A 22,447-nucleotide genomic window follows, 5' to 3' on the forward strand; every position below is an offset into this window, starting at 1 on the left:
GCACGCTTTCCCGCCTTGACGCGGTGTCTCGGCAACCGAACACTGAAAGATCGGGTTCGGGAGGACTCAACCGGGGCGTAGCGAAGCGAAGCCGGCGATTGAGAAAGCGTAGCGCCCGCTCAGAGAAAAAGAAGCTGCGTAACCCCGATCCCAATAGCCGCCGCGACCAGCACAGCCATCGTCGCGAGGATCAACTGCCGCGCCCGGACCGGTGAGATCCGCACCAACGGCTCCTTCGGCGGAGGCGGCGGCGGCGACGGCGGCCGGAACGCGGGCACGGTCGGCAGCGCGGGCGCGGTGGGCGGGATGAACGCGGTCTGCCGTCCCTGCGTGATCGCCTGGAACGAGGTGATGCTGTCGCCGAGCGTGGGGCGGCTCAGCGGGTCCTCGCGCAGGAGCTTCATCAGCGCGGGCGCGAGCACACCGGCCTTCTCCGGTTGCCGCAGCGGCCCGCCGCCGTGGTCGCCGTAGGGCGGCACGCCTTCGACAGCCGTGTAGAGGGTGGCGCCGAGCGAGAACGCGTCGGTGGCCGGCGCGGCGGTCGCGCCCCGCGAGAGTTCCGGGGCCCGATAGGCGGGGTTGAAACCGGCGCCGGTGAACCCGATGTCGGTGACCTTGACGCCACCGTCGTCGGCGAGCAGCACGTTGCCCGGCTCCAGCCCGCGGTGCACCACTCCGGCCCGGTGCGCCGCGGCCAGCGCGGACGCGAGCTGGATGCCCAGGAACGCGGTCTGGTCGGGCGTGAGCGTCCCGTACTCGCTCAGGAAGTCCGCCATGTTGCGGGAGGGCACGTACTCCATGACCACCCACGGGTCCGGCCCGTCGCGGAGCACGTCGTAGACGCCGATCGCGCAGGCGTGCTGGATCCGCATCGCGGCGCGGCCCTCTTCCAGGGCGGCGGCGACGGACTGCTCGCTGTGCCCCGGCGCGACCGACATCTTCTTGGCGGCCACCGTGCGGTTCAGCTGCGTGTCGTACGCCAGCCACACGATTCCGGCGCGGCCACGACCGATCGGTTGGTCCAATCGGTACCGGCCGCCGACGAGTGCGCCCTCAGTACCCACTACACCCTCTCGTCGTTCCGGCCTGTCGGATAGTCACCCACCACCCTACTGACCGATCCTGAACGTTTCCGGCAGTCGTTTCCTACGGCGAAGGCGTGGCCGAGCCCGACCCGGTCGGCTCGTTGTCGTCCGAAGTCGGGGTGCTCGTCGGCGTCTTCGACGGGCTCGACTTGGTGGGCGAGCTGGTCCGCGGGGTCGACTCCTCGGCGGAGCTGCGCCGCGAGGGGGAGGACTTCGTCGGCTCGTTGGCCTGGCTCGAGCGCGTCGCGGTCGGCGTCGAGCTCTCCGTCGTCTCCACCGACGAGCTGGTCACCAGCGGCGGCACCACCGGCGGGCTGGTCTCGGTGGTGTTCGTGGTGTTGTTGTTCACCGGCGTGAACAACCAGATGCCGAGCGCCACGAGACCGGCCACCACGACGGCGCCGATGGCGGCGGGCACCTTCCACTTGCCCCGCTTCTCGTCCTCGTCGTCCGCCGCGGCGGCCCGGGGCTCGTCGTCGTAGCCGTCGTAGCCCGCAGGCACCGCGCGCGTCGCGCCCTGGCGGTCGTAGTCGTCCGTCGGGTACGCGGCGGTGGCGGCGTACGGGTCGTCCGAGTAGTCGTCGTACTCGTCGTAGAACTGGTCGCTCGCGCCGCCGGCCAGCGTGCCGGAGTGCGCGCCGAGCTCGTCACCGCGGAAAGCCCGCGTGGCGCCGGCTCCGGCCGCCGCGCCCAGCGCTCCAGCCGCGAGCGCGCCACCGGCGAGCGCTCCGCCGGAGGGCGAGAACCGCGTCTCGTCGTCCGGACCGCCCAGCGGTGTCTCACCGCGCGCCACGGCCGCGAGCAGCTCCTCGGCCTCCGCGGCGGTCGGGCGGTGCTGGACCTCCGGGTGCAGCAGCACGGCCAGCACGCTGGCGAGCGGACCGGACTGCCGCGGCGGGTTGATCTGCCCCGCGGCGACCGCGTGCAGCAGGCTCAGGGTGTTCTCGCTCAGACCGAACGGCGGCTGGCCCTCGCATGCCGCGTACAGCGTGGAGCCCAGCGAGAAGACGTCCGCCTCCGGGCCCGGGTCGCCACCGATCGCGACCTCCGGCGCCAGGTAGGCCGGGGTGCCCGCGATCATGCCGGTCTTGGTGACCGTCACGTCGTCCTTGGCACGCGAGATGCCGAAGTCCGTGATCTTCACCACGCCGTTGTCGGCGAGCAGGATGTTGCCCGGCTTGATGTCCCGGTGCACGATCCCGACCGCGTGCGCCTCCTTGAGGGCGGCCGCGATCTGGGCGCCGATGCGCGCGACCTCGCGCGGCGGCAGCGTCTTCCGGTCGCGCAGCAGCTCGGCGAGGCTCGTCGACGGCAGGTACTCCATCACCAGGCACGGGTGGCCGTTGTCGTCGGTGACGACGTCGAAGACGGAGATCGCGTTCGGGTGGTGCAGGCGGGCGGCGATGCGGCCCTCACGCATCGTGCGCTGCTTGGCGTCCTCGGCCTCGTGCTGGTCCAGTCCAGGTTGCAGAAGCAACTGCTTGATCGCGACCGAGCGGCCGAGTACGTCGTCGTGCGCCTGCCACACGGCACCCATGGCGCCGCTGCCGATTCGCCGCTCGATCCGGTACCGGCCGGCGACCAGGCGACCCTCGTCGCTCACGCGACCTCCTTCGGGGGCTGTTTCAGGGCGCGACAGTGCCGCACGCCTGGAAGCCTATGCACGTAGCTCGGCCCGTGGGCCGGGGGTTGGGCCAGATCCGTCAATCAAGGCTAGGGTGCTCACTCTGCGCGCATGCATCCGGCACTGTCTGGGGCGGCCCGGACCGTGCCTGGTATGACGTCCGCTACAGCTCCTCGGCGGCCAGCAGGACCGCTTCCGAGATGCTGCGTCCGGCCTCGTCGAGCCCCAGTTGCTGGGTGACGCGCAGCCGGGTGCCGTCGTCGCGGCGCATCAGCACCACGGCGAGCACGGACCCGTCCGGCTGCACGCGCGTCTCCACCACCTCGACCTGGCGCATGGTGCTCCACGCCCGCACCAGGTCGCCGGCCTCTTCACCGGCCAGCGCCGGGCTGAGCAGGTCCAGCGCCTTCTCCGGTGCGGAATCGACCCGCCGGTAGAACTCGTTGACCACCGCCAGCTTCTCCGCGTCGGTCAGCACGGGGGCGGTCGTCGTCGTGGTCGCGGAGCCCTCGGGCGCGACGGGCGCCCCGGTCTCCGCGGGCTGGGTCTGGGCCACCGGCACCTGGGTGAGCGGGGTGCTGGTCGCCTCGGCGTGACCCACGGTGTTGCTGCCCTGCTTGCCGCCCGGCGCGCCGCCCGCGGCGAACCCGCCGAGCGCGGCCGCCCCGGTGATCTGCGGCGGGGCGGGGCTGACCGGCGCGGCCGACTGGTCCCGGCCGCGGCTGAGCACCGACGACGCCACGACCGCGCCCACGAGCAGCGTGCCCGCCATGGTGAGCCCGGTGAGCTTGGCGAGCTTCGCGCCCCGGCTCTCCGGCTCCCGCTGCGGCTCGGTCCTGGTCCGGACGCGCGGCGGCGGCAGGTACTTCCGCGGCTCGCGGAACACCTGTGTGAGGTACTCGCGGTCGACCATCTCGTTGTCGAGGATCTCGGGGGAGATCAGCTCCTCGACGCGGAGTGCGTCCGGCGTGCGGGTGGCGCGACGCCGTTCGTGTGCGACTCTCATGGACCTGTCGTCTGGATCTTCCGTCTCGGGGGACTGGCCGGGGCTGTCTAGCTGTTAATCAGCGAACCCCCGTACCGCGTTACCTGCCACACCCGATCGGTGGAGGGGCACCGGGGAACGACGAACGGCAGTCACCGTCACCCACCTGGAGCAGTGCGGTGGTCAGGCACCGTCGTTGGTGATCTTGTCGCCGGAGAACTCCAGCGTGCGCTCCTCGGTGACCTCGCGGCCGTCCTTGTAGACGGTCTGCACGGTGCACACCGTCTTGCCGTCGTACTGGTGCACGCGGATGTGCTTGACCTGGAAGTACGCCACCTCGGCGTACTTGCGCTCCAGCCCCTGCGGGCCTTCCTGCTTCAGCTCGCCGTCGGTCAGGCTCGCGGCGGCCTCGGGGTTCTCGGTCACCGTGTCGAGGTAGGTCTGCGAGTTGCTGGCCAGCGTCTTCGGGTCCTCGTCCGCGTACGCGGCGAACCGGTACGGGTCCGCCTCGTAGGGCGCGGGGGATGGCGCCGGCTTGGGCGGGACGCTGCTGGTGGTCGGCGTCGCGGTGGTCGTGCCGCTCGCCGGGCCGCCGGTCGCCGAGGTGTCGCGGACCGTGCTCGATCCCGCGGGCGCGCGCACGCCCGCGCTCTCGGTCGGCCGGGCGCTGGTCGCGCCGGTGTCCCGGATGTCGTCGCGGGACGTGCTGGACGTGCCGCTCTCGTCGCCGCCGGAGCTGGGCGGGGCGATCTGCTCGCCGGAGAGGGTGGGCACCCCGCCGCCGAGGCCGGGCACCCACGCGCCGCCGGCCTGGTCCGGCGCCGGTTTCGCCACGAACGCCGAGCCGGCGAACATCAGCGCGACGACGACGCCGCCCGACGAGGCGGTGGCGAACCAGGCGGCCTTGCGCCAGCTCCGCGGCGGGGTGACCGACGCGGGCACGTTGCCGAGGTCGAAGGAGCCGAGGCCGGTCACCGGGGCCGCCTCGTACACGCGCACGTCGGTGTCCTCGGCCTCGCGGCGGCGCGGCGGGGTCAGCTTGACCTTGGTCCGCTGGGGGCGCTGCCCCGGTTTCGCGGCAGGCGGCGCGGGCGGCTCGGGCGCGGCTGGCGGCTCGGGCAGGGGGAGCTCACCGTGCGCGGCCGGGAAGACGTCGGTGGTGGAGATGCGTTCGGTCAGCGGCAGCGAGCCGCGGGCGGGGGCGTCGAACGGCTCGGAGCTTCGCGGGTGCACCGGCATCGGCCGGAACGGCTCCGGAGCCCGCCGGGCGGCCGGCGGATGCGCCGGGACGACCGGGGTCCAGGTTCCGGCACCACGGCGGTGCCGGCCGGTCCGGGAACGAGAGCTTTCCGTGAAATCGGCCCCGCGTGTCATGCCGTGTGGACACCGCCCTCTGCGTCGTCTGACGCCGGAAAGAGGCCGATTCGACCGAATGGAGCAGGCCGTGCATGTGCGGGTGCACGTTCGTCTGCACGCGCACGGCCTGTCGCCGGGCGCGCGGAGCCGAATCTGGGGCATCCCACGCCCTAAAGAGTAAGAGCCCGCGCCGGTCGTCAAAGCGTGAGCCCGCAAGTTCACTCTGTTGGGGCGTCGGCGCTCCGGTCACCCACCGCTTCGGTAGCGCGCCTGGGTCGACTGGAGGGCCTTGGTCGCGACCGCGCCGCTGCCCGCGGCGACGATGATCGCGAGGATGTCCATTGCCGGCCCACCCGCGGTGAACAGCCACGCGAGGAGCGCCGCGGCGGAGGTTCCGCCGGCGAGCGCCCACCGGCTGCGGACGTACTGCGCGACCGGCGCGCCGCCGGCCCGCTTGTTCGCCGCGTTGTTCAGCAGCGCCAGGTAACCCACATGGGCTAGCGAGGCGAGCACACTGGCGATCGCGATGATGACCGCGATGACGTTAATCATGTCTCCAGTGTGCCCGTCCGCCGAGCCACCGGACCTCCGGGAAGCCCCGGAAATCGGACGATTTTCAGCGGCCGAGCCGACCGCGCCCCAGGTTCAGCAACGCCATCGCGAGCTGGCGGCCGTCCGGGCCGAGTTCGCGGTAGCGGGCGAGCACGTCCATCTCGCGGTTGTAGACGATGCGGGTGCCGCCCGCGGCCATCCGCGCGGCGCCGATCGTCTGGGAGACCTCGACCCGGCGCTTGACGAGCCGCAGGATCTCGGAGTCGAGCCAGTCGATCTCCTTGCGCAACTCGGCGATCTCCTCGGCCGTGGCGACGGGTTCGCCGGAGGTCTCCGGCGGGGTTGCTTTCTCGTTCGTCTGTGCGTTCATCGGGCCCTCCGGTCGGTTCCCGGACCCGCACGGCCCCGAAGCCGACGAAAGCCCCGGGTCCGCGGACTCCGGGGCTTGTGGTGACGGTGTGGTGTGGGCACCTACGCGATCACGGGAGCCGGAGTCCGGATCCCGTAGAAAAATCGGTACGCGTGGTGCTGCACGAGATCAGTATGGCACAACTCGCCCCCGGCCGCGGGCGGCCGCGTGTGCGACCAGGCTCACGCCGAGCCAGAACATCGGGAACGCCGGCCAGAAGAACTCCGCGTCCGACACCGCGAACCGCGTGACGAGCAGCGCGGACAGCACGGCCACCACCGCGGCGTGCACCCGCAGGGGCACGGGGAAGCGCGAGGGGCGCGGCGGCGTTGGTTCCGGTAGGTCCCGCGTGAGCGCGGACAGTTCGTCGACGTAGGTCGCGGCGTAGGCGGCGGCGAGGCGATCTTCGGCTTCGCCTAGGGTCAGCCTGCCCTCGCCGCTCGCTTCCTGCAGCCGGGTCGCCACGCGCTCCCGGTCCTGGTCCCCGGCGCGGATCCGGTTCGATGGTGCGTCCATGCCGTCGATCCTCCGCCGCGGCGAGCGGGCGCGCGTCCGTCCGCCGACGACACCTGGCGGTACGTCCGGCGCGGTAAACCGTCAGTGCCCCCGAGTAGCGTGGAGAACCGATGAGCACCCTGTTCGACCTCCCCGCCGAGCCGCCCGCGCGCCCAGCGCCGGGCCGCCACGCCGACCTGCTCGCCGACCTGAACCCCGCGCAGCGGGAGGCGGTCACGCACGCGGGCGCGCCGCTGCTGGTCGTCGCGGGCGCCGGGTCGGGCAAGACCCGGGTGCTGACCCGCCGGATCGCCTACCTGCTGGCCGAACGCGGCGTGCACCCGGGCGAGATCATGGCGATCACGTTCACCAACAAGGCCGCGGCCGAGATGCGCGAGCGCGTCAGCGACCTCGTCGGCAGGCGGGCCAACGCGATGTGGGTCTCCACGTTCCACTCGATGTGCGTGCGGTTGCTGCGCCGCGAGGCCAAGACGCTGGACATGTCGTCGAACTTCTCGATCTACGACGCCGACGACACGCGACGGCTGGTCACGCTCGTGGCGCGCGACCTGGACATCGACCCCAAGCGCTACCCGGCCCGCGCGCTGGCGGTGCACATCTCCAACCACAAGAACGAGCTGACCGACCCGGAGGACGCCGCCGCGAAGGCGTCCAACGACCTGGAGCGCCGCGTCGCCGAGGTCTACGCCGAGTACCAGCGGCGGCTGCGGCTGGCCAACGCGTTCGACTTCGACGACCTGATCATGCGCACCGTCGAGCTGTTCCAGGCCTTCCCGGACGTCGCCGAGCACTACCGCCGCCGGTTCCGGCACGTGCTGGTCGACGAGTACCAGGACACCAACCACGCCCAGTACACGCTGGTGCGGGAGCTGGTCGGCACGTCGACCAGCGAGTCCGGCGTCGAGCCCGCGGAGCTGTGCGTCGTCGGTGACGCCGACCAGTCGATCTACGCCTTCCGCGGCGCCACGATCCGCAACATCGAGGAGTTCGAGCGGGACTTCCCGGACGCCCGCACGATCCTGCTGGAGCAGAACTACCGCTCCACCCAGACCATCCTGTCCGCGGCCAACGCGGTCATCGCGCGCAACCCGAATCGCCGGGACAAGCGGCTGTGGACCGACTCCGGGGACGGCGAGAAGATCGGCGTGTACGTCGCCGACAACGAGCACGACGAGGCGGCGTTCGTCGCGGGCGAGATCGACGCGCTGGTCGACCAGGGCCAGGCGAAGTACTCCGACGTCGCGGTCTTCTACCGCACCAACAACCAGTCGCGGGTGTTCGAGGAGATCTTCATCCGGCTCGGCCTGCCCTACCGGGTGGTCGGCGGCGTCCGGTTCTACGAGCGCCGCGAGGTCCGGGACGCGCTGGCGTACCTGCGGGTGCTGGCCAACCCGGAGGACACGGTCAGCCTGCGCCGCATCCTCAACGTGCCCAAGCGGGGCATCGGCGACCGGGCCGAGGCGTGCGTGGCCACCCACGCCGAGCGCGAGCGGATCTCGTTCGCGGCCGCGCTGCGCGACGCCGCGGCGGGCCGGGTGGCGCTGCTCAACCCGCGCTCGGCCAAGGCGATCGCCGGGTTCGTCGAGCTGCTCGACGGGCTGATCGAGCTGGTCGACAGCGGCGCCGAGGTCGCGGACGTGCTCGAAGCGGTGCTGGAGCGCACCGGGTACCGGGCGGAGCTGGAGGAGTCCGACGACCCGCAGGACGCCTCGCGCGTGGACAACCTGACCGAGCTCGTCACCGTCGCCCGCGAGTTCGCGGAGCAGGCGGCCGAGATGGCGCCGCTCGCCGAGGACGACGACGGGGTGCCCGAGCCGGGCTCGCTGGCGGCGTTCCTGGAGCGGGTGTCGCTGGTCGCGGACGCCGACTCGGTGCCGACGCCGGACTCCGACGGCGAGGACGAGGACTCCGGCGTGGTCACGCTGATGACCGTGCACACCGCCAAGGGGCTGGAGTACCCGGTGGTGTTCTGCACGGGCTGGGAGGACGGGGTGTTCCCGCACCTGCGTGCGCTGGGCGAGCCCGCCGAGCTGGCGGAGGAGCGGCGGCTGGCGTACGTGGCGATCACGCGGGCGCGGCAGCGGCTGTACCTGAGCCGGGCGATCACCCGGTCGGCGTGGGGGCAGCCGATGACGAACCCGGCGTCCCGGTTCTTCGACGAGGTGCCGTCCGAGCTGCTCGACTGGCGCCGCGAGGAGCCGTCGTCCGCCGCCGAGTCGTCCTTCGGTTCTCCGCGCGCCGCGACCACCTGGGGCCGCCGCTCCCGCTTCGGCGAGGATTCCGCGCAGGCGGGCATCGCGGCCCGCGGCATGCGGTCGACGCCGTTCAAGGGCTGGCAGAACACGGTCGCGCTGAAGCTCGAGGTGGGCGACCGGGTCAACCACGACAAGTACGGACTCGGCACGGTGGTCGAGGCGTCCGGCGAGGGCCCCCGCGCCACGGCGACGATCGATTTCGGCAGTGCGGGCAAGGTGAAGCTGATGCTGATCGGCAGCGTGCCGATGGTGAAGCTGTAGGTGTTGCTGGCCGCGGTGGCGTGCCGTTCCTCGGCCGCCACCGCCACCGCCGCTGCCGTCACCGCGGTCGCCCGCTGGTGCCGTTTCCGCCGCCGACCGCGGCATCCATTCACGCTGTAGATCCTGTTCGCCGTCACGCGCCGTCTGGCCGCGCGCCACGGCTGCTGGCCGCCTGCGCCGTATCTGCCGCCATGGCATGAGCCCCGCCGCGGCGCGTGCCGTCCCCCGGCCGCCGCCGCTGCCAGCTGCCTTGCGCCCCGCCTACCGCTGCCCGCAACTCAAGCGTGAGCACGCCCCATTAACCCGTTCGAGCGAACGTCCACCCCCGCTGCCCGACCGCGCCAAAACTGTCAGACCCCTCCGATACAACTGTCTCGAACGAAAGTTCGAACCCTCGGGAGGTCATGGTGTGGGCAGGCAGTGGTTCCCGTACGTGCGGGCGGGCGTCCTCGAACGCGTCGAGCGCATGGTCGCGCGTGCGACTCGCGACGGCGCACTACCCGCCGCGGAGGCGCTCGTCGTCCTCGGAGCCTGGCAGGCGCTGCTGGAGCGGCACGGCGGGCCGGACGGCCGGTGCGTGCTGTGCCGGCGCACTTCGCGGCGGCTGTGTGGGGTCTGGCAGGTCGCGGTGGCCTATTTCGTGCGGCCGGACGCCCCGTGAGCGAGCCAGGGAGGGGCCGTCAGAGGTAGACGCCGCGAGCGGCGAGCCACGTGCGCGGGTCGACCTTCTTGGTGCCGTTGAGCCACACCTCGAAGTGCAGGTGCGGGCCGGTGCTCTGGCCGCGGTTGCCGATCTCGGCGATTTTCTGACCGCACTTGACCTTCTGGCCCTCGCGCACCGAGTAGCTGTTCATGTGGCCGTACACCTGCACGGTGCCGTCCTCCAGCTGGATCTTCACCCACAGCCCGAAGCCGCTGGCCGGGCCGGCCTCGATCACGGTGCCGTCGGAGGCGGCGTAGATCGGGGTGCCGATCGAGTTGGCGATGTCGATGCCGTAGTGGCTGGTGCCCCAGCGGGCGCCGAAGCCGGAGGTGTAGGTGCCCTTCGCGGGCAGGCAGGTCTTCGGCCGGGCGGCCTCTTCGGCGGCGGCGCGGGCGGCTTCGGCGTCCCGGGCCTGGCGGGCCATCGTGACGTTCTCGCTGTCGGTGAGGCGCTGCACCTCGGCCGACGCGTCCGTGAAGTTGGCCGCGGGAAGGATCTCGGGAGCGCCGGTGGGGGCGTCACCACCGACGGCGAACGACGCGCTGGCGTCCTCCGCGTTGGCCAGCGGGGTCACACCGGCGTCGGAGGTCTGCACGGCCTGGAGGGTCTGTCCTGCGGCGGCAGCGGCGAACGCGCCGGCCGCGACCGCGGCGACGACGACCCGGCCGCGCAGCGCCGACGAGGGCGCAGGGAGCCGGTGGGCGCCCCGGACACGGACGACGGCGCCGTCCATAGCGTCGTCGTCGAGTTCCGGGGAAGGAGCTTGGCCGCCGGGGGAGCGGTATCGAGCCAAGTCAGGGCCTTCCGTTGCTCGGGGGGTCAGACCGCGGGCGCCGGGCGGGGGATCCCGGTGGGCAACCGTTCGGGGGTTGGCTGCCCGTCGCCCACATCGTGACCTGACCGTGATGGGGACCGGGGGACAGTAACGAAGGGACGTGGTCGACGGCAAGAACCGGCCGCCGTCTGGGCCGAACGTGGGGCGCGGGCCGGCTGTCCAGCAGCAGCGATGACACTGGGTAGAGGGGATATTCCGCCGTTGGTGTGACGTGCGACACGGTTTGTTAGTTCGTGGCGTTCCGGGGGCAACCTCGGAGGCTTGCTAGCGTCGGCGCCGGTGTCGGTAGCGAGACCGCGCGGGCCCGCGATCGTCTGTGAGGCGGTGGTGCCGGGCGCCGGTGTCAGGCACAGGCTGCGGTGCGCCCGCGGCTCTCGGACGCCGAGGCCGGCCGTCCTGACCGCTCCTCCGACCCTCGACGACGTGAGAACACATGGACACTGACAGCACCGGCGGCGCGGCTGCCGTGCAGCTCGACGCCATTCCCGACACGGCCACCGCGGGCCGGTCCCCGTCCGTCGCGGCCTACGTGGTGGGTGCGGTCTCGGCCGTGCTGCTCGCCGTGGGTGCCGCCGTGCCCGTGGTGAACGGCGTGGCGCGCGGGTTCAACAGCGTGCCGTTGCTGGTGGTGCTCGCCGTCGCGCCGATGGCCGTGGTCGCGGTGCTCGCGCTGAAGGGACGCCACCAGACGGCGGCGGGAGTGCTGGCAGCCGTGGCGGCGCTCGCCCCCGGGCGGCTGGTGCTCGACCTGATCCTGCTGACGGACCCGGTCCGCGCGGCGCGCCCGGAGCTGTTCCGGCTGCACTCACTGGCCGACCCCGGCACCGCGCCCGGACTGTGGCTCCTCCTGGCGGGCCACGTGGCCGCGATCGCCGCCGGGGTGATGGCAACACGAGCCGCCGCGCCGAAGGCGGACACCCCGTGGACTCCGAGGGCGTCCGCCGCCGCCGAAGCTGCCGCCGCCCGCGCCACCGGAGGCCCTGGCCCGAGCAGCCCCAGCACCAATCCCGGCAGCATTGCCCGGACCACCGGCGGTGACGCACCTGGCGGCACCGCGGTGCGTGGCCGCAACGCCGCGGATGCGGCCGGTGGCGCAGCTGCCAGCGGAAGTGATGACCTGTCCGCCGGTGATGAGGGGGAGCGCACCGGGAACGCCGACAAGAAGACCGGCGCCCTTCCGGCTCGCAATTCGCGAACCGAATATTCCGCCACCATTGGCGATGCAGGCACAGACGACTCCGCCGCCGACAGGCCCGCCACCTCCAGCGACGCCGCCACCTCGGGCGAAGCCGCCACCTCCAGCGACGCCGCCACCCGCGCCGACGAGGCTGGCCGAGCCACCACCCGCGCCGACGCCGCCGACCGGGCCTCTGCCCCCGACGGCAGCTCTGATCGGCCTGCGGCCGCCGACGGCGGCTCGGACCGGGCATCTGCCCCCGGCGGCGGCTCCGGCCAGACCGCTGCCCCCGACGCCGGCTCCGGCCCCACCGCTGCGCCCGGTGGCGACTCCGACTCGGCGCCTGCCTCCGGCCGCGCCTCTGGTCCGGCCGTTGGCGCCCGCCCTGGCCGAGCCGCTGGCGCCCGCCGTGGCCGCACCCCCGGCGCGGGCCCTGGCCGGGCCGCCACCCCCGCCGACCCCGCCGACCAGGCCCCTGCTCCCGAGAGCACCTGGCCCGAGGCGGCCGAGGTGAGCCGTGGGGGGTTGGTTTTCGGGATGTTCGCCGCGGTCGTCGCGGGCGTCGGGGTCATGATGGCGCCCTTCACCTCGACCGACGCCTTCCTGCCCGCCGATAGCGCGTTCGAGAGCCCGGGCCTCGTGCTCGCCGGGAGTCTCCTGCTCGCCTTCGCTCTGCCCGTCGCCACCGTGTTGCTCGCCGGCTCGGGCACGGCCGTCGCCCGGGGCGGGTTGCTCGGGCTCGGCGTCACCGCCGCCGTTGTCGGCTTGCCGAACCTCGTCTCCGGGCTCAGCCTGCCCGGCGTGCGCCTCTCGGCGGGGCCGATCCTCGTGCTCGTCGGGGCGGCCGGGATGATCGCCGCCGCGTTCCTGCCCACCGCGGCCACCCGGGACGCCGCCCAGGACGACGAGGCGGGCGAGATCACCCTGCCCGGCATCCGCCGCCTGCGGATCGTCACCGGCGTCCTCGCCGTGCTCACCTCCGCCGCGGCCATCGCCGGCGCCCTCACGCCCCAGGTGGTCATCACCGAGACCCTCAACGGCCCGCAGAGTCCCTCCCGCTCGGCACTGCTCGTCGCGGGGCTGCTGGTCGGCGTGCTCGGCCTCGTCATGTTCACCGCCGGCCCCGCGGCCTACGCCCGGCCCGCGCTCTCGGTCGCCTGGGTCACGGTCCCGCTCGCCGGCACCGCGGTCCTGACCATGGCCGTCACCGCCACCGAACTCGGCGCCGGTCTCACCCCGGGGCCCGGCGTGCTCTGGACCGCGCTCGCGATCGTCGGGTCGGCCATCACCGCCTGCTGCTCCGTCGTCGCGGGGATGGTCGAACGGGACGAGACCACCGACCCGGCCACCGCGCTCGGCGACGGACCCGCCCTGCCCGGCGCGGACCTGCTCACCCCGCTGGTCGCCGCGGGGATACTCGCCATCGGCGCCTTCGGCACGCCCTCGATCCTCGCGCCGGACTACGTCGAACCCGCCCTCTGGTCGAGCTTCGGCACCCCCTCGTGGGGCCTGCTGGTCGCGCTGCTCACCGTCCTCGGCGCGTGCGTCCTCGCCCCGCGGTGCCGTCCCGCCCGCGCCGCGGCGCTGCTCGCCGGTGCCGCCTGCGTCGCCGGGCTGCGTGCCGCGGAGCTGCCACTCGTGGGTGATGAGATCGCCGGAGCGCACGCCGGGCTGGGCTGGTGGCTCGCGCTGGGCTGCGCCCTCGCCCTGGTCATCGCCGCGGTTCTGGCCGCGCGTGGCTCGATTCACACCCCGAAACCACGCTCTGGATCCATACGGTGACCGAGTTCACCGGATGCGCCGCCCCGAGCCAAAGCCCAGGTCGCTAGGGTCGTCTCCGTCCGGCAGCATGGTTTGCAACAAGCACCCGCCTGCGGATCGCCCCTCGCGAGACGACCGGTGACTCAGGCGGTGTGTGTCGTCAGGAGACTGGAGTAGTGGACCTCTACGAATACCAGGCGAAGGACCTCTTCGCCGCCCACGGCGTGCCGGTACTGCCCGGCGCCGTAGCGAGCACCCCGGAAGAAGCCCAGGCCGCCGCCGAGAAGATCGGTGGACAGGTCGTCGTCAAGGCCCAGGTGAAGACCGGTGGCCGCGGCAAGGCCGGTGGCGTGAAGCTCGCCAAGGACCCGGCCGAGGCCAAGGAGAAGGCCGAAGCCATCCTCGGCCTCGACATCAAGGGCCACATCACGCACCGCGTGCTGGTGACCGAGGCGTCCGACATCGCGGAGGAGTACTACTTCTCCTTCCTGCTGGACCGCGCCAACCGCACCTTCCTGGCCATGGCGTCCGCCGAGGGCGGCATGGAGATCGAGCAGCTGGCCGTGGAGCGGCCCGAGGCGCTCGCCAAGGTGCCGGTCGACGCGATCGCCGGTGTCGACAAGGCCAAGGCGCTGGAGATCCTGACCCAGGGCAACTTCCCCGAGGCCATCCGCGACCAGGCGGCCGACGTGGTCGTCAAGCTGTGGGAGACCTTCGTGGCCGAGGACGCCACCCTGGTCGAGGTCAACCCGCTGGTCCGCGACCCGCAGGACAAGATCGTCGCCCTCGACGGCAAGGTCACCCTGGACGAGAACGCCGCCTTCCGGCAGCCGAAGCAGGAAGAGCTCGTCGACAAGCAGACCGAGGACCCGCTGGAGGCCAAGGCCAAGGCGAAGGACCTCAACTACGTCAAGCTCGACGGCGAGGTCGGCATCATCGGCAACGGCGCGGGCCTCGTCATGTCCACCCTGGACGTGGTCGCCTACGCCGGTGAGAAGCACGGCGGCGTCAAGCCCGCCAACTTCCTCGACATCGGCGGCGGCGCCTCGGCCGAGGTCATGGCCGCCGGCCTGGACGTCATCCTGAACGACCCGGCCGTCAAGTCGGTGTTCGTCAACGTCTTCGGTGGCATCACCGCGTGCGACGCGGTCGCGACCGGCATCGTCGAAGCCCTCAAGATCCTGGGCGACGAGGCCACCAAGCCGCTCGTGGTCCGTCTCGACGGCAACAACGTCGAGGAAGGCCGCCGGATCCTCAACGAGGCCAACCACCCGCTGGTCACGCAGGTGGACACCATGGACAACGCAGCGGACAAGGCTGCCGAGCTGGCCGCGGCAGGAGCGTAAGAGACATGTCGATCTTCCTCGATTCCAGCAGCAAGATCATCGTTCAGGGCATCACCGGGTCCGAGGGCACCAAGCACGCGACCAAGATGCTGCAGGCCGGCTCGAACATCGTCGGCGGCGTGAACGCCCGCAAGGCAGGCCAGACCGTCACCATCGCGGGCAAGGACCTCACCGTGTTCGGCACGGTCGAGGAGGCCATGAAGGAGACCGGCGCCGACGTGTCGGTCATCTTCGTGCCGCCGAAGTTCGCCAAGGACGCCGTGATCGAGGCCATCGACGCCGAGATCCCGCTCGCCGTGGTGATCACCGAGGGCATCCCGGTGCACGACTCGGCCTACTTCTGGGCCCACGCCGTCGCCAAGGGCAACAAGACCCGCATCATCGGCCCGAACTGCCCCGGCGTCATCTCGCCGGGCAAGTCGAACGCCGGCATCATCCCGGCCAACATCACCGGCCCCGGCAAGATCGGGCTGGTGTCGAAGTCGGGCACGCTGACCTACCAGATGATGTACGAGCTGCGTGACATCGGCTTCTCCACCGCCGTGGGCATCGGTGGCGACCCGGTCATCGGCACCACGCACATCGACGCTCTGGAGGCCTTCCAGGCCGACCCGGAGACCGAGGTCATCGTCATGATCGGCGAGATCGGTGGCGACGCCGAGGAGCGGGCCGCGGCCTACATCAAGGAGAACGTGACCAAGCCGGTCGTCGGCTACGTCGCGGGCTTCACCGCCCCCGAGGGCAAGACGATGGGGCACGCGGGCGCGATCGTGTCCGGCTCCGCAGGCACCGCGCAGGCGAAGAAGGAGGCCCTCGAGGCCGCGGGCGTGAAGGTCGGCAAGACGCCGTCCGAGACCGCCGCGCTGGCCCGGGAGCTGTACGAGAACCTGCACTGACCCGTAGCGGTCCACACCCCGGCCGGGCACCGTTCGCGGTGCCCGGCCGGCGTGCTTCCCGGCCCCCGAAATTCGACGCAACCGTTTGCCGTCCCGGCACGTCGGATAGCCGGATGGGGTGACCGGGAACCCCGGGACGTGTTGCATCGTTCCCGGACATATCGGCACCCCGGTTCGGGCGAAGACAGGAGAGCAAGCGCGATGACGTTCCCCAGTGGTGGACCGGGATACCCGCAGCAGGGCGGCGGTGGCCAGCCCCCGGGGACCGGCGGGTTCCCCCAGCAGCAGCCCCCGCCGCAGCAGGGCCCGAGCCTGTCGCCGGCGAACCTGAGCATGATCCTGACGCTGTTCATCGCCCTGCTGGGCCTGGTGAACTACTTCATCGGCTTCTCCGAGGAGGCGCAGGGCGCCGACCAGCCGGTCCTGTTCCTGCTCGTGGGCGGTCTGCTGGCCGGCCTGTCGGTGCTGCCGAGGGGCCCGCGGACGCTCCCGTTCGCGGTGCTGTTCAGCGTGCTCGGCGCGCTCACCGCGATCCTGGTGGTCGTGCACATCCCGGAGCAGGCCGAGACCCCGGGCATCTACACGGTGATCCTGATCCTGGGCATCCTGCAGATGCTGGTCGCGGTCGCGGCGCTGCTGTTCGACGCGGGTGTGCTGAAGATGCCGCAGCCGCAGCAGCCGCAGTACGGCCAGCCCTACGGACAGCCGGGCCAGTTCGGCCAGGGCCCCGGTGAGCAGAAGGGCGGCCCGTCGGGCACCCAGTACGGCCCGCCGGTGACGCCGCCGCAGCAGCAGTCCACCGTCTACGCCCCGCAGCAGGGCCAGTTCTACAACCCGGCGGCCAAGCCCGAGGGCCAGCAGGGCCAGCACCCCGGCACCCCGCCCGGTGGCAGCCCCCAGGGTTGATCTTCTCCGCAGGAGCGCCCCTTCCCGGCCAGGGAAGGGGCGCTTTTCGTTTCGCGCGCCGCGTCTTGCTCGACACCACCGTTGTGTGGCTTAACCCGCATGAGGGAGGAACGGCGTGGCTCACCCGGCCGGAGCAGTGTTGGTGCGAGGGTGCGAGGCATGCAGGTGCTCACCTCGTACCGCCGATCCGGGAAAGGGGTGACGGACCCGGGAGACCGGGGCGAGCGCTCACCGGTCGTCCGGGCGAGGGTGTTCGCCGCGGCGGTCCTCGGTCCCATCGTCGCCGGGTACGTCGTGGTCGCGGCCCTGTTCGGGCTGGTCACGGCCATGGCCGCGGCGGGGGAGTTCTCGATCGGCGGTGTGCTGCGCGCGGCCGGGCCGGGCTGGCTCGCCGCCTACCAGGTGCCTGTGGAGATCGCCGGGCGCCCGCTGGGCGTGCTGCCGCTGCTGGCGACGATCGGCGCGCTGGCGCTGGTCGCCCGGTCGGCGGCGACCGCCACGCAACGCCTCGGCTATGCCGAGCCGGGTGCGACCGTGCCGTTGATCGCCGCCGTGACCAGTGCGCACGCCCTCGCCGGCCTCGGTATCGCGTTGTTCGACGACGGCGCCGGGGTGCGCGTCGAGCCGTTGTCCGCGTTCGCCGTGCCTGCGGTCCTGGCGGGCGTCGCCGCCGCGGCCGGAGCGGCGTCGCGGTCCGGTGTCGCGGCAGCCGCCCGCGACTACCTGGACCCGCTCGCGGTGCGCGGGCTGAGGGCCGGTGCGCTGGGCCTGGCCGGGCTGCTCGCTGTCGGCGCGCTCGTGCACACCGTCGGCCTGGTCCTCGCCTCGGGCACGATCCGCCAGCTGTTCGCGGCGAACGCCCCCGGGTTCGGCAGCGGCGCCGGGATGCTGCTGCTGTCGCTGGGGTACCTGCCCAACGCCGTGGTCGGCGGCCTGGCCTTCGTCACCGGTCCGGGTTTCTCGATCGGGTCGTTCTCGGCGAGCGCGTTCTCGTTCACCGGCGGTCCGGTGCCCGGGCTGCCGGTGCTGGCCGGCGTTCCCGAGCACGCCGCGCCGTGGTGGCCGGTCCTGATGCTGCTGCCGGCCGGGGTCGGCGCGCTGCTCGGCTGGTCGCTGCGGCGCGCCGACGAGAACCCGCTCGCGCGGCTGCGGATCGTCGCCATCGCGGGTGCGCTCGTCGGGTTCGGTTGTGTGTTGCTCGGCACGCTCGCCGGCGGCAGGCTCGGCGGCGGTGCGTTCGACCCGGTGGCCATCCCGGTCGGGCTGGTGTCCGTCGCCGCGTTCGGCTGGATCGCGGTGCCCGGCGGTCTGATCGCCTGGTTCGCCGGCCCGCACGCGCGCCCCGAGCCGGCGCCCGAGCCGGAGGAACCCCAGGTGGAGCCCGAAATCGAGGCCGAGCTGGAGAACCTCGACGCCGAGCTCGAAGAGCTGGAGGCCGAGGCCGAAGAGAGCGCCGAGGAGCCTGCCGAGGAGGACCCGGAAGAGGACACCGAAGGGGAGCCCGAGGACGAGCCGGACGACAGCGAGGAGCGACCGCCCACCAACGGGAAGCCCGACGAGCCCAGTTAGTCTGGTCAGGACGTTGGCACGGGCGAAGGAGAGGCGTTGAACTCCAGCCGGTTGGAACTGCCCGTCCCGGTCAAGCTGGTGGTGCTCGCCTCCGGATCGGGCACGCTGCTGCAGGCGCTCCTGGACGCGACCGAACGCGTCGGCTTCCCGGCGAAGATCGTGGCCGTCGGCACCGACCGCACGGGCGTCGAGGCGCTGGCCCGCGCCGAGCGCGCCGGGGTGCCGCACTTCACCGTCCGGCTGAGCGACCACCCGGACCGCAACGCCTGGGACAAGGCCCTCACCGAGGCGGTCGCCGCCTACGAGCCGGACCTGGTCGTGTCGGCGGGCTTCCTGAAGATCCTGGGGACGAACTTCCTCACGCGCTTCCCGAACCGCGTGATCAACACGCACCCGGCCCTGCTGCCGTCGTTCCCGGGGATGCACTCCGTGGCCGACGCGCTTGAGCTGGGCGTCAAGCTGACCGGCTGCACGGTGCACTTCGTGGACGCCGGGGTCGACACGGGGCCGATCATCGCCCAGGAGGCGGTGGCGGTCGAGCCGGACGACGACGAGGACAGGCTGCACGAGCGGATCAAGGTCGTGGAACGACGGCTGCTCGTGGACGTGGTGGAACGACTCGGCCGGGCCGGTGCCACGGTCGAGGGACGGAAGGTGAGGTTGCGGTGACGGTGGAAGACCGGCGTCCGGTGAAGCGCGCGCTGATCGGCGTTTCGGACAAGACGGGCCTGCTGGAGCTGGGCACCGCGCTGCACGCGGCGGGTGTGGAGATCGTCTCCACCGGCGGCACGGCGAAGGCGCTGGCCGACGCCGGCGTGCCGGTCACGCCGGTCGAGCAGGTCACCGGGTTCCCGGAGTCGTTCGACGGCCGCGTGAAGACGCTGCACCCGCGGGTGCACGCCGGCCTGCTGGCCGACCGCGACCGGCCCGAGCACGTCGAGCAGCTGCGTGAGCTGGACATCGCGCCGTTCGACCTGCTGGTCGTCAACCTTTACCCGTTCCGGGAGACCGTGGCCTCGGGCGCGAGCCCCGAGGACTGCGTGGAGAACATCGACATCGGCGGTCCGGCGATGGTGCGCGCCGCGGCGAAGAACCACAACAACGTGGCCGTCGTGGTCGACCCGGCTCGCTACGAGTGGGTGCTGGAGCAGGTCCGCGCCGGCGGCTTCGCGCTGGCCGACCGCAAGCGGCTGGCGGCTCAGGCCTACGCGCACACCGCGAGCTACGACATCGCGGTCGCGTCGTGGTTCGCCAACGCCTACGCCCCGGCCGACGACTCCGGCTTCCCCGACTTCACCGGCGCCACCTGGGAGCGCGGCGAAGTGCTGCGCTACGGCGAGAACCCGCACCAGCGCGCCGCGGTGTACCGCCACTGGCGCGGCGGGCTGGCGCACGCCGAGCAGCTGCATGGCAAGGCCATGTCCTACAACAACTACGTCGACACCGACGCCGCGCGCCGGGCCGCGTACGACTTCGAGGGCCCGGCGGTCGCGATCATCAAGCACGCCAACCCGTGCGGCATCGCGGTCGGCCTGGACATCGCCGAGGCGCACCGCAAGGCACACGCCTGCGACCCGGTGTCGGCCTACGGCGGCGTGATCGCGGCGAACCGGCCGATCACCCGCGAGGCCGCCGAGCAGATCGCCGAGGTGTTCACCGAGGTCGTGCTCGCGCCGGACTTCGAGGACGAGGCGCTGGACGTGCTCAAGCGCAAGAAGAACGTGCGCCTGCTGAAGCTGCCCGCGCTGACCGACGCCGACCCGATCGAGTTCCGGCCGATCTCCGGCGGGGTGCTCGTGCAGACCGTCGACCGGATCGACGCGCCCGGCGACTCGCCTGCGAACTGGACGCTGGCCACCGGCGAGGCCGCCGACGCCGACACGCTCGCGGACCTGGTGTTCGCGTGGCGGGCGATCCGCGCGGTGAAGTCGAACGCGATCCTGCTGGCCAGCGGCGGTGCGACGGTCGGCGTCGGCATGGGGCAGGTCAACCGCGTCGACTCGTCCCGGCTGGCCGTGCAGCGCGCCGGTGACCGGGTCAAGGGCGCGGTCGCCGCGTCCGACGCGTTCTTCCCGTTCCCGGACGGGCTGCAGGTGCTGATCGACGCCGGCGTGAAGGCCGTCGTCCAGCCCGGCGGCTCGGTGCGGGACGCCGAGGTGATCGCGGCGGCCGAGGAGGCCGGCGTGACGCTGTACCTGACGGGCACGCGCCACTTCGCCCACTGATCGCCTGGAGGCGGGTGGCGGTCCTGGTGATCGTCACCCGCTCGTCGCCGGGGTGGACGTCCACGAGCAGTTCGCTGCGCCGCCCCATGTCTTCGCCCTGCACGATCGTGAGGCGTCGAGGTTCGGCGACCTTACCGAGGGCCTAGAGGTAGCCGCCGAAGGCCGTGACCGTCGCGCCCGTCGCCGGTCCTCGAGCGCCGCCGCTGGTCCGGAGCGTGATCCGGGTTGGCGCCGCAGCAGGGGCACGGTAGGCGGTATTATCATACCGTCCAAACAATACCGTTCCCTGAACAAGAGGTACCCGTGATCGAACTGAAGACGCCTGCGGAGATCGACCGCATGCACGTGACCGGGCGTTTCGTGGCCGAGGTGCTCACCGAGGTCGGCCGGCTCGCCGACGTGGGCGTCAACCTCCTGGACCTGGAGCACCACGTCCGCGGCATGATCAAGCGGCGCGGCGCCGAATCCTGCTACTGGGACTACGCCCCGTCCTTCGGCAAGGGCCCGTTCCGCAATGTCATCTGCCTGTCGGTCAACGACGCCGTCCTGCACGGCCTGCCGCACGACTACACGCTGCGTGACGGCGACGTGCTCACCGCAGACCTCGCGGTGAGCATCGACGGCTGGGCGGCCGACTCGGCGCGCACGGTCGTCGTCGGGACGGCCGCCGAGGAGGACCTGCGGATCATCCGCGCCACCGAGGAGGCGCTGGAGGCCGCGATCGAGGCGGCTCGCCCGGGCAACCGCCTCGGCGACATCTCGGCGGCGATCGGGTCCGTGGCCGAGGCGTACGGCTACCCGGTGAACACCGAGTTCGGTGGTCACGGCATCGGCCGCACCATGCACGAGGACCTCCACGTCCCCAACAAGGGCCGTCCGGGCCGCGGCTTGAAGCTCCGGCCCGGCCTGACACTGGCGCTCGAACCGTGGTTCGCGCGCACGACCGACCGCATCGTCCACGACCCCGACGGCTGGACCATCCGGTCGGCCGACGGCTCCCGCACGGCGCACTCCGAGCACACGGTCGCCATCACCGAGGACGGCCCGCTGGTGCTCACGCGGCGTGACGCGGAGGACCGCGCCTCGACTTGACATCGCACAGGTGTTCGAGGCAAACTAGGCGCATCGAACAGTAGTTCGAACAGTCGCCGGCTTCCCCACGGTGACGTCCGCAGGTTCTCGCAGGCGCGTCGTGGGGAGGTGGCATGTCGGTCGCGACACTGGCAGCTCTGCCCGGGGTGAGCACGGCGAGCGGGGTGGCCGCCGCGGCGGAGCACGCCCAGCTGACCGGGCGTGTCCTGCCGGTGCTGCCGGAGTTGCGCCGCCTGCTGCCGTCGGCGGGCCTGCGGCGCGGGAGCACGATCGCGGTGCGCGGATCGACGTCGTTGCTCCTGGCGCTGCTGGCCGAGGCGACGGCGACCGGATCGTGGGCCGCGGCGGTGGGGATGCCGGACCTCGGTCTGGTGGCCGCCGCGGAACTCGGGGTCGAGGTGAGCCGGCTCGCGCTGGTGCCGCGGCCAGGGGCCGAGTTCGCCGCGGTCACCGGCGCGCTGCTGGACGGGGTGGACGTGGTGGCGGTCGCCGCTCGGGGCGCGGCGCCGCAGGAGGCACGGCGTCTTTCGGCGCGGGCACGGCACCGGGGCGCCGTGCTGCTCTCCCTGGGGCCGTGGCCCGGCGCCGAGGTGGAGCTGAACTGCGTGGCCGGCCGCTGGGCCGGTCTCGAAGGCGGGCACGGGTACCTGCGTGAGCGGCGGGTCCGTGTCCAGGGTGCCGGCCGGGGCGCGGCGACGCGTCCCCGGCGGGCGGATCTGCTGCTGCCGGGGTCTGCGGGGGCCCCGGCAGCAGCACCCGAGCCGGTGCTCGAACTGGCCAGGGAGGTGGGCTGATGCGCGGCGATCTTCCGGGGACGAGCGCCGTTGCTTCGGGCCACGGGCCGAGGCGCGCAGGCGGCTCGGGGACGGCGGTGGCGCGGCGCGGCGCCACCGG

General features: G+C 72.6%; 19 protein-coding genes. 11 read left to right on the top strand and 8 right to left on the bottom strand.

The window, feature by feature from the left end; all coding sequences use genetic code 11:
* Window positions 1–119: 119 nt before the first annotated feature.
* The 7 genes from ABZ215_RS20900 to ABZ215_RS20930 all read right to left on the bottom strand — a co-directional run bounded on the left by ABZ215_RS20900 (window position 120) and on the right by ABZ215_RS20930 (window position 6,527).
* Window positions 120–1,064 carry a serine/threonine-protein kinase gene (locus tag ABZ215_RS20900; RefSeq protein ID WP_354710252.1) on the bottom strand — a complete coding sequence of 315 codons (945 nt, stop codon included), beginning with the start codon at window positions 1,062–1,064 and terminating at the stop codon, window positions 120–122.
* An 82-nt stretch (window positions 1,065–1,146) separates the two neighbouring features.
* Window positions 1,147–2,688 carry a serine/threonine-protein kinase gene (locus ABZ215_RS20905; RefSeq protein ID WP_354950909.1) on the bottom strand — a complete coding sequence of 514 codons (1,542 nt, stop codon included), beginning with the start codon at window positions 2,686–2,688 and terminating at the stop codon, window positions 1,147–1,149.
* 184 nt (window positions 2,689–2,872) lie between these two features.
* Window positions 2,873–3,715, bottom strand: coding sequence for a hypothetical protein (locus ABZ215_RS20910; RefSeq protein WP_027936172.1), 843 nt, complete (start codon window positions 3,713–3,715; stop codon window positions 2,873–2,875).
* A 162-nt stretch (window positions 3,716–3,877) separates the two neighbouring features.
* The gene (locus tag ABZ215_RS20915; RefSeq protein WP_354950911.1) at window positions 3,878–4,933 is read right to left on the bottom strand and encodes a hypothetical protein; all 1,056 of its coding nucleotides are present in this window, start codon (window positions 4,931–4,933) and stop codon (window positions 3,878–3,880) included.
* Between the two features lie 363 nt (window positions 4,934–5,296).
* Window positions 5,297–5,602, bottom strand: a complete 306-nt coding sequence (locus ABZ215_RS20920) for a hypothetical protein (protein WP_354950913.1) — start codon at window positions 5,600–5,602, stop codon at window positions 5,297–5,299.
* Window positions 5,603–5,666: 64 nt separating this feature from the next.
* Window positions 5,667–5,972 carry a chorismate mutase gene (locus ABZ215_RS20925; RefSeq protein ID WP_020420062.1) on the bottom strand — a complete coding sequence of 102 codons (306 nt, stop codon included), beginning with the start codon at window positions 5,970–5,972 and terminating at the stop codon, window positions 5,667–5,669.
* Window positions 5,973–6,140: 168 nt separating this feature from the next.
* Complete coding sequence (locus ABZ215_RS20930; RefSeq protein WP_354950915.1) at window positions 6,141–6,527, bottom strand: DUF1707 domain-containing protein; 387 nt, start codon at window positions 6,525–6,527, stop codon at window positions 6,141–6,143.
* Window positions 6,528–6,637: 110 nt separating this feature from the next.
* Here ABZ215_RS20930 and pcrA point away from each other — a divergent pair, with 110 nt between their 5' ends.
* Together pcrA and ABZ215_RS20940 are read left to right on the top strand one after the other, a co-directional pair.
* Window positions 6,638–9,043, top strand: coding sequence for a DNA helicase PcrA (pcrA, locus tag ABZ215_RS20935; protein ID WP_354950917.1), 2,406 nt, complete (start codon window positions 6,638–6,640; stop codon window positions 9,041–9,043).
* Window positions 9,044–9,452: 409 nt separating this feature from the next.
* The gene (locus ABZ215_RS20940) at window positions 9,453–9,704 is read left to right on the top strand and encodes a hypothetical protein (protein ID WP_354710250.1); all 252 of its coding nucleotides are present in this window, start codon (window positions 9,453–9,455) and stop codon (window positions 9,702–9,704) included.
* A gap of 19 nt (window positions 9,705–9,723) precedes the next feature.
* Here the strand turns inward: ABZ215_RS20940 and ABZ215_RS20945 are convergent, their stop codons facing one another.
* Window positions 9,724–10,479: a M23 family metallopeptidase gene (locus ABZ215_RS20945; protein ID WP_020420066.1), complete on the bottom strand. Its 756-nt coding sequence runs from the start codon at window positions 10,477–10,479 to the stop codon at window positions 9,724–9,726.
* Between the two features lie 535 nt (window positions 10,480–11,014).
* Between ABZ215_RS20945 and ABZ215_RS20950 the strand changes: the two genes are divergently transcribed.
* The 9 genes from ABZ215_RS20950 (at window position 11,015) to ABZ215_RS20990 (ending at window position 22,347) form a co-directional block, all read left to right on the top strand.
* Window positions 11,015–13,540, top strand: coding sequence for a hypothetical protein (locus tag ABZ215_RS20950; RefSeq protein ID WP_354950919.1), 2,526 nt, complete (start codon window positions 11,015–11,017; stop codon window positions 13,538–13,540).
* A gap of 155 nt (window positions 13,541–13,695) precedes the next feature.
* Entirely contained in the window at window positions 13,696–14,865 is a 1,170-nt protein-coding gene (sucC, locus tag ABZ215_RS20955) for an ADP-forming succinate--CoA ligase subunit beta (protein ID WP_020420068.1), read from the top strand.
* Between the two features lie 5 nt (window positions 14,866–14,870).
* Entirely contained in the window at window positions 14,871–15,761 is an 891-nt protein-coding gene (sucD, locus tag ABZ215_RS20960) for a succinate--CoA ligase subunit alpha (RefSeq protein ID WP_017986721.1), read from the top strand.
* 201 nt (window positions 15,762–15,962) lie between these two features.
* Window positions 15,963–16,667, top strand: coding sequence for a DUF5336 domain-containing protein (locus tag ABZ215_RS20965; RefSeq protein WP_020420069.1), 705 nt, complete (start codon window positions 15,963–15,965; stop codon window positions 16,665–16,667).
* Window positions 16,668–16,826: 159 nt separating this feature from the next.
* The gene (locus ABZ215_RS20970; RefSeq protein ID WP_354950921.1) at window positions 16,827–18,236 is read left to right on the top strand and encodes a DUF6350 family protein; all 1,410 of its coding nucleotides are present in this window, start codon (window positions 16,827–16,829) and stop codon (window positions 18,234–18,236) included.
* Between the two features lie 51 nt (window positions 18,237–18,287).
* Entirely contained in the window at window positions 18,288–18,905 is a 618-nt protein-coding gene (gene purN, locus ABZ215_RS20975) for a phosphoribosylglycinamide formyltransferase (protein WP_027936174.1), read from the top strand.
* Window positions 18,902–20,461 carry a bifunctional phosphoribosylaminoimidazolecarboxamide formyltransferase/IMP cyclohydrolase gene (gene purH / locus ABZ215_RS20980; protein WP_020420072.1) on the top strand — a complete coding sequence of 520 codons (1,560 nt, stop codon included), beginning with the start codon at window positions 18,902–18,904 and terminating at the stop codon, window positions 20,459–20,461. Before purN ends, purH begins: the two co-directional genes overlap by 4 nt.
* A 303-nt stretch (window positions 20,462–20,764) precedes the next feature.
* On the top strand, window positions 20,765–21,553 hold the full coding sequence (gene map, locus ABZ215_RS20985) for a type I methionyl aminopeptidase (protein ID WP_237339210.1): 789 nt from the start codon (window positions 20,765–20,767) through the stop codon (window positions 21,551–21,553).
* Window positions 21,554–21,666: 113 nt separating this feature from the next.
* Window positions 21,667–22,347 (top strand): hypothetical protein, encoded by a 681-nt coding sequence (locus ABZ215_RS20990; protein WP_020420075.1) that lies wholly within the window; start codon window positions 21,667–21,669, stop codon window positions 22,345–22,347.
* Window positions 22,348–22,447: the final 100 nt, after the last annotated feature.

The organism is Amycolatopsis sp. NPDC006131 (assembly GCF_040614175.1).
GTDB classification, from domain to species: Bacteria; Actinomycetota; Actinomycetes; order Mycobacteriales; family Pseudonocardiaceae; genus Amycolatopsis_E; species Amycolatopsis_E tucumanensis.

What these genes read in the sequence shown, in the direction of transcription:
- ABZ215_RS20910 (WP_027936172.1), bottom strand. Translation starts at nt 3,715, where the DNA reads ATGAGAGTCGCACACGAACGGCGTCGCGCCACCCGCACGCCGGACGCA.
- ABZ215_RS20915 (WP_354950911.1), bottom strand. Translation starts at nt 4,933, where the DNA reads ATGCCGGTGCACCCGCGAAGCTCCGAGCCGTTCGACGCCCCCGCCCGC.
- ABZ215_RS20920 (WP_354950913.1), bottom strand. Translation starts at nt 5,602, where the DNA reads ATGATTAACGTCATCGCGGTCATCATCGCGATCGCCAGTGTGCTCGCC.
- ABZ215_RS20925 (WP_020420062.1), bottom strand. Translation starts at nt 5,972, where the DNA reads ATGAACGCACAGACGAACGAGAAAGCAACCCCGCCGGAGACCTCCGGC.
- ABZ215_RS20930 (WP_354950915.1), bottom strand. Translation starts at nt 6,527, where the DNA reads ATGGACGCACCATCGAACCGGATCCGCGCCGGGGACCAGGACCGGGAG.
- pcrA (WP_354950917.1), top strand. Translation starts at nt 6,638, where the DNA reads ATGAGCACCCTGTTCGACCTCCCCGCCGAGCCGCCCGCGCGCCCAGCG.
- ABZ215_RS20945 (WP_020420066.1), bottom strand. Translation starts at nt 10,479, where the DNA reads ATGGACGGCGCCGTCGTCCGTGTCCGGGGCGCCCACCGGCTCCCTGCG.
- ABZ215_RS20950 (WP_354950919.1), top strand. Translation starts at nt 11,015, where the DNA reads ATGGACACTGACAGCACCGGCGGCGCGGCTGCCGTGCAGCTCGACGCC.
- sucD (WP_017986721.1), top strand. Translation starts at nt 14,871, where the DNA reads ATGTCGATCTTCCTCGATTCCAGCAGCAAGATCATCGTTCAGGGCATC.
- ABZ215_RS20965 (WP_020420069.1), top strand. Translation starts at nt 15,963, where the DNA reads ATGACGTTCCCCAGTGGTGGACCGGGATACCCGCAGCAGGGCGGCGGT.
- ABZ215_RS20970 (WP_354950921.1), top strand. Translation starts at nt 16,827, where the DNA reads ATGCAGGTGCTCACCTCGTACCGCCGATCCGGGAAAGGGGTGACGGAC.
- ABZ215_RS20990 (WP_020420075.1), top strand. Translation starts at nt 21,667, where the DNA reads ATGTCGGTCGCGACACTGGCAGCTCTGCCCGGGGTGAGCACGGCGAGC.